This is a genomic window from Paenibacillus sp. AR247, from assembly GCF_002968895.1.
Taxonomy (GTDB): domain Bacteria; phylum Bacillota; class Bacilli; order Paenibacillales; family Paenibacillaceae; genus Paenibacillus_AQ; species Paenibacillus_AQ favisporus.
The window spans coordinates 973,563-979,578 of sequence record NZ_PCZT01000009.1 but is presented as its reverse complement, the minus strand read 5'-3'; the positions used below and the strand labels follow the sequence as shown (position 1 = coordinate 979,578).

Genomic DNA, 6,016 nt, shown 5'->3' with positions numbered 1-6,016 from the left:
TACTTTGGGGATCGATACCTGGGCGGTGGATTATGCATTGGTCGACCGGGAAGGCAAGAGGCTTAGGGAAGTCTATGCGTACCGTGACCGGCGGACGGATTCGGCCCCGGCGGAGCTGGAAAAGCTGATATCCCGCGAAGCCCTGTATGAGAAGACAGGCATCCAGCAGCTGACGTTCAACACGATCTACCAGCTGTTTGCACATGACCGGGAAGAACGGACAGGGGCAGACCAAGTTCTGCTCGTACCGGATTATTTGTATTACCGTCTGTCAGGCAGGCGGATCAACGAAGTGACCAACGCTTCCACCACACAGCTGCTGAACCTGCAGAACCGGGATTATGATGCAGAGCTGTTGTCCATTCTCGGGATGCGGCGGGAACAGTTTGCCGCGTTGACCGAGCCGGGAACCCCCCTTGGAGGGCTGGACCCGGCACTTCAGCAGCGGTACGATTTGCCGTTATGCAGCCTTGTCGTTGCGGCAACCCATGATACCGCTTCCGCGGTGCTTGGTGTGCCTGCCCGTGAGGGGAGTTCCTGGGCCTACTTGAGCAGCGGCACTTGGTCCCTTCTGGGTGTGGAGCGAGATCAGCCCCTGAACACGAAGGAAACGATGGCAGCGAACTACACCAACGAATGGGGCGCTTACGGAACTTATCGTTTTTTGAAAAATATAACGGGCCTCTGGTTAATCCAGGAGGTCCGCCGGCAGAGCGGGGACCGGTACAGCTTTGCTGAGCTGGTTCAAATGTCGGAGCAGAGCGAGCCTTACCGCAGTCTGATCGACTGCAATGACGACCGGTTCCTAAATCCGCCGGATATGGCGGAGGAGATCCGCCGCTTTTGCAGGGACACCGGGCAGAAGGTTCCGGAGTCGGTGGCCCAGGTGGCACGCTGCATCTTCGACAGCTTAGCTTTAAGCTACGGCACGTACTTGGATGAGCTGGAAGCGCTGACTGGAGAACCCGTCGAAGTCCTGCACATCGTGGGCGGCGGAGCGAAAAACGAGCTGCTCTGCCAGCTGACGGCGGACGCCATAGGCAGGGAGGTCTGCGCAGGCCCCATCGAATCCACGGCGCTCGGCAACCTGATGGTCCAAATGATCCAAACAGGAGTGTTCAGGGATATTCACGAAGCCAGAAGAACCGTTGCCGAATCTTTTGAAGTGACCCGCTATAAACCGGGTTCCCTCGCGGCCGGCGTGAAGGAACGCTGGAATAGGATCGTGAAGAAATGATCATTTACCAAATCCAATTTTCGGGAGGTAAGTAACATGGATCAACAAATTCGGAAGAGCTATGAGGATGCCAAAACGCTTTATGCCCAGCACGGGATCGACGTCGACAAGGCGCTGGAAAAACTGTCGCAAATTAAAATTTCGCTCCACTGCTGGCAGGGGGACGATGTTCGAGGTTTTCTGTTCAAAGACGCGGAGCTTAGCGGAGGAATTGCGGTAACCGGCAGTTATCCGGGACGCGCGGCTACGCCGGATCAGCTGAGAGACGATCTGGAGAAAGCCTTGTCTTTGATCCCCGGCAAGCATAAAGTGAATCTCCATGCGATATATGCTGACACCGAAGAGAAGGTTGACCTTGACGAGCTCGAACCCCGCCATTTTCAGCGTTGGGTCGATTGGGCCAAAGATCAGGGACTTGGTCTGGATTTCAATCCTACGTATTTCTCCCATCCAAAAGCGGCCGACGGTTTTACGCTAAGCCATGCAGATGAGGAAATCCGCCAGTTCTGGATCCGCCACGGCAAGGCATCCCGCAAGATTGCCGAGCATTTCGGCCGCGAGCTGGGTCAGCCCTGCGTGACCAACAGCTGGGTACCCGACGGGTACAAGGATACGCCGGTCGACCGCCTGTCGCCGCGCCAGCGGCTGTGTGATTCGCTTGATGAGATTTTCAGCGAAGAGATCGATCCGTCCTATAACATCGACGCGGTGGAGAGCAAATTGTTTGGTTTGGGTTCCGAGAGCTACGTTGTGGGTTCGCACGAATTTTATATGGGTTACGCGCTGTCACGGGGAAAATCGGTCTGCCTCGATGCCGGGCATTTCCATCCGACCGAAGTGATCAGCAACAAGCTGACGTCCATCCTGATGTTCAGTGAACATTTACTGCTGCATGTCAGCCGTCCCGTGCGCTGGGACAGTGACCATGTCGTAACGATGGATGACGAGCTGCTCGAAATCGCCCGCGAGCTGGTCCGGGGTGATTTGCTGCCGAGAACGAGCATCGGCCTGGATTTCTTTGACGGCAGCATCAATCATATTGCAGCTTGGGTCATCGGCACCCGCAATACGATCAAAGCGCTTCTTCGGGCCATGCTGGAACCGGTGGATGAGCTGAAAAGGATCGAGCTTGCAGGCGATTTCACCTCACGGCTGGCTTTGACCGAGGAGTTCAAATCCTACCCTTTCGGAGCCGTGTGGGATTACTACTGCGCTTCGCAGGGCGTGCCTGTGCGTGAGCAGTGGCTGCATGAAGTGAAACGCCATGAGGAGCAAGTGTTATCCGGTAGATACAGCCTGGTTCAGAACTCTTAATTTCTGGCAGCGCTGAGAATGAAGTGCTTTAAATAACAGTAGCGACGCCGCATACGGCGTCGTTTTTTTACGCAGCAATAAACGTATCGTGTGGTCTGGCAGGGCAGAATTATTCTCGCACCATACATCTCGCTAAGTTTAGTCCATGCAAGCGGCTGGACCGTTTTAATGGGATGTCCGAGCACTGCTAATTCGTTCTATATCTGTTTCCAACTGAATGAAAAGACGTGATTTTGTCTATGGGATGCATCAATTTGTGTATGACACGGGGGTCAGCCTCGTGCTACGATTACCGTGCGCATGAGCGTTCTAATAACATGAAAGCGCTTCACATTGTGGGCGGGGATGGAGTCTCATGCTTCAGGCATATGAATGGGTTACTTTAACTAAAGGAGGCCGATGATATGAAAAAAGGAAGACCGTGGAAAATCGGAACTGCAGCGTTGATGCTGGCTGCGCTCCTGCCGTCCGGGATGGGCAGTGCTGCCGCGGCGTTGACCGAGGTGCCATATGCCATGGATTCAAGCAACCAAGCGGGTTGGTGGACGCCCCTCGAAACGTATGGAACGGGATTGGAGTACGCCTACATGGCGTATAACGCGCCGGGAAGCGCCGAGTCAACGCATAAAGTATATATCGCCAGGCGGGATGGGAACGGGGAATGGTCCAATATTCCTGTCATGAACGGGATCTCGGTTGCAGAATACAGTGATGATTTGGGACATAATCAGCCCTCGATCGCGCGGGATGGGAGCGGCAGGTTTCACGTGTTCGCTTCGATGCACGTCGTCGCGGTCATCCTGAACCAGCGGATTTACTTGAAAAAGCTTCTGCGCGCCCTGTACTTTATGCCGTACATTACGAGCGGGGTGGCCGTCGCGTTTGTGTGGATGCTGCTGTTCCAGCCGAAACAGGGGCCGATCAACGGATTCCTCCGCGGCATAGGCATCGATCATCCGCCGGGCTGGCTGTCGACGACAACCTCTTCGATGTTTGCGATCGACATCATCTGGATCTGGTTTCTGATGGGGTATAACATGATCATTTATTTAGCCGCGCTGCAGGAGGTATCGCCGGAGCTGCTGGAAGCCGCGAAGATCGACGGCGCCCGGGCGGGACAGCTGCTCCGCAAAATCATCTGGCCGCTCGTCAGCCCCACCACGTTTCTGCTGCTGGTGACCGGAATGATCATGACGATCAAGACGTTCGGCATCATTCAGGCCACGACGCAGGGCGGCCCTGGGAACAGCACGACCATCTTGTCCCTGTACGTCTACCAGAACGCCTTCCGGTACTACGATATGGGCTACGCCGCCACGATATCGTGGGCGCTGTTCATCATCATCCTGATCATTACGGTGATCCAATGGATCGGCCAAAAACGATGGGTTCATTACTAAGAGAAAGAGAGGCCTGAAGCATCATGGAACTCCAAAAACGCTGCTGGCCGGCACGCCGGGCAGGCTGCTGGTGACGCTGATCATGCTGGCGCTGGCCATCGTGATGGTTATGCCTTTTCTATGGATGATCAGCACGTCTTTGAAAACACCGACCGAAGTATTCAAATACCCGATCGAGTGGATTCCTGCGCATCCGACATGGGAACACCACCTCAAGGTGTGGACCGGACCGAAAAGCTTCGGAACTTACTACCTGAATTCGCTAAAAATTGCCCTGATCGGCATGGCGGGCGCCACGTTCCTGTCTGCGTTTGCTGCTTACGGTTTTGCCCGGATCGAATTCAAGGGAAGAAACGCGCTGTTCATGCTATATTTATCCATGATGATGATTCCCCCGCAGGTACTGTTCGTGCCCAAGTTCATCATGTTTGAATGGGCCGGCATTTATAATACGCATCTCGCCCTGATTCTGCCCGGTCTGTTTACGATTTTCGGTGTATTCATGCTGCGCCAGTTCTTCCTGTCCATTCCCCATGAGATTTCCGAGTCGGCTTTTATCGACGGGGCGGGACATTTCCGGATCTTCTTCCGGCTCATACTGCCTCTCGCCAAACCGGCGCTGGCGACCTTGGCCATTATCGATTTCTCCTGGCAGTGGAACGATTACGAGAACGCGCTGGTCTTTTTGATCGATGAGCGGCTGTACACCATTCCGCTTGGACTTCAGAACTTTATCCTGGAAAATACGGTGGACTACAACGGCATGATGGCCGCGGCGTCTGCGGGCATTATCCCGATGATCGTCGTGTTTGCGATCGGCCAGCGCTACATTATTCAAGGTTTGACCAACTCTGCGGTGAAAGGGTGAGAGGATGAAAACCGAGACGATACGAAGCGACGTAACCGTCGTTGGCGGCGGACTGGCCGGCGTATGCGCCGCTATTGCAGCGGCAAGGCTCGGCAGCCAGGTCGTGCTTGTGAACAACCGCCCGGTACTCGGCGGCAATTCAAGCAGTGAGGTGCGGGTGTGGGTGTGCGGGGCGACCGCGCATGGCATTAACCGGTACGCCAGGGAGACCGGCATCATGGGCGAACTGTTCGTCGAGAACCAGTATCGCAATCCGGAAGGCAATCCGTACCTGTGGGATTTGGTGATCCTGGAAGCGGTGCGGGCGGAGCCGAACATTACGCTGCTGCTGAACACCGATGTGCATGAAGTTGAGGCGGACGGTCCGGAGGAGAACCGGACGATCCGGTCGGTGACCGGCTGGATGATGGGCTCCGAGCGGCGCATCCGCATGGAAAGCCCCGTCTTTCTCGATTGTACAGGCGACGGTCTCGTCGGCTTTATGGCGGGCGCCCGCTACCGGATCGGCCGGGAAGCCTACCGTGAATACGGGGAAGCGTGGGCGCCGGAGGAGGCGGACGGCATCACCTTGGGCAGTACGCTGCTGTTTTACACGAAGGATGCGGGTCATCCTGTCCGGTTCGTACCGCCTTCTTTCGCCAAGGACATTACGCAGACGCCGATTCCGATCAAGCGGGTCATCCGCAGTGGCGACTCGGGCTGCCATTACTGGTGGATCGAGTGGGGAGGCGAACTGGACACGGTCCATGATAATGAAGTCATCCGGGACGAACTATGGTCGGTCATCTATGGGATCTGGGATTATATTAAAAATTCAGGGCGGTTCGATGCCGAAACCATGACGCTGGAATGGGTCGGTTCCATTCCGGGAAAAAGGGAATATCGCCGCTTTGTCGGCGACTATGTGCTGAACCAGAACGACATCATCGCGCAGGAGCCGTTCCCAGACCGCATCGCCTTCGGCGGCTGGTCCATCGATCTGCACCCGCCGCAGGGGATGTATGCCGAAGCCAGCGGATCCAAGCATATGCACGCGGACGGCATCTACCATATTCCGTACCGCAGCCTGTATTCGGCGAACGTCTCCAACCTTCTGTTCGCCGGCCGCAACATCAGCGCTTCCCACGTGGCTTTTGGCACAACGCGCGTCATGGCGACCTGCGCGGTGATGGGGGAAGCGGCCGGAACAGCCGCTGC

Annotated in this window: 5 protein-coding genes; all 5 read left to right on the top strand. The window is 56.0% G+C overall.

Features of this window, described 5'->3' with window-relative positions; all coding sequences use genetic code 11:
- Window positions 1–1,237: rhamnulokinase (locus CPT76_RS12600; RefSeq protein ID WP_105443171.1), on the top strand; the 1,237-nt coding region annotated here is incomplete at its 5' end.
- A 36-nt stretch (window positions 1,238–1,273) separates the two neighbouring features.
- A complete protein-coding gene (gene rhaA, locus CPT76_RS12595) occupies window positions 1,274–2,551 on the top strand; it encodes an L-rhamnose isomerase (RefSeq protein ID WP_105443170.1) in 1,278 nt (425 codons plus the stop codon).
- 404 nt (window positions 2,552–2,955) lie between these two features.
- Complete coding sequence (locus CPT76_RS39565) at window positions 2,956–3,951, top strand: carbohydrate ABC transporter permease (protein ID WP_258168359.1); 996 nt, start codon at window positions 2,956–2,958, stop codon at window positions 3,949–3,951.
- Window positions 3,952–4,021: 70 nt separating this feature from the next.
- Window positions 4,022–4,819 carry a carbohydrate ABC transporter permease gene (locus CPT76_RS12585; RefSeq protein WP_258168356.1) on the top strand — a complete coding sequence of 266 codons (798 nt, stop codon included), beginning with the start codon at window positions 4,022–4,024 and terminating at the stop codon, window positions 4,817–4,819.
- 4 nt (window positions 4,820–4,823) lie between these two features.
- The coding region (locus CPT76_RS12580; RefSeq protein WP_146116304.1) for an FAD-dependent oxidoreductase at window positions 4,824–6,016 on the top strand (1,193 nt) is incomplete at its 3' end.

What these genes read in the sequence shown, in the direction of transcription:
- CPT76_RS39565 (WP_258168359.1), top strand. Translation starts at nt 2,956, where the DNA reads ATGAAAAAAGGAAGACCGTGGAAAATCGGAACTGCAGCGTTGATGCTG.
- rhaA (WP_105443170.1), top strand. Translation starts at nt 1,274, where the DNA reads ATGGATCAACAAATTCGGAAGAGCTATGAGGATGCCAAAACGCTTTAT.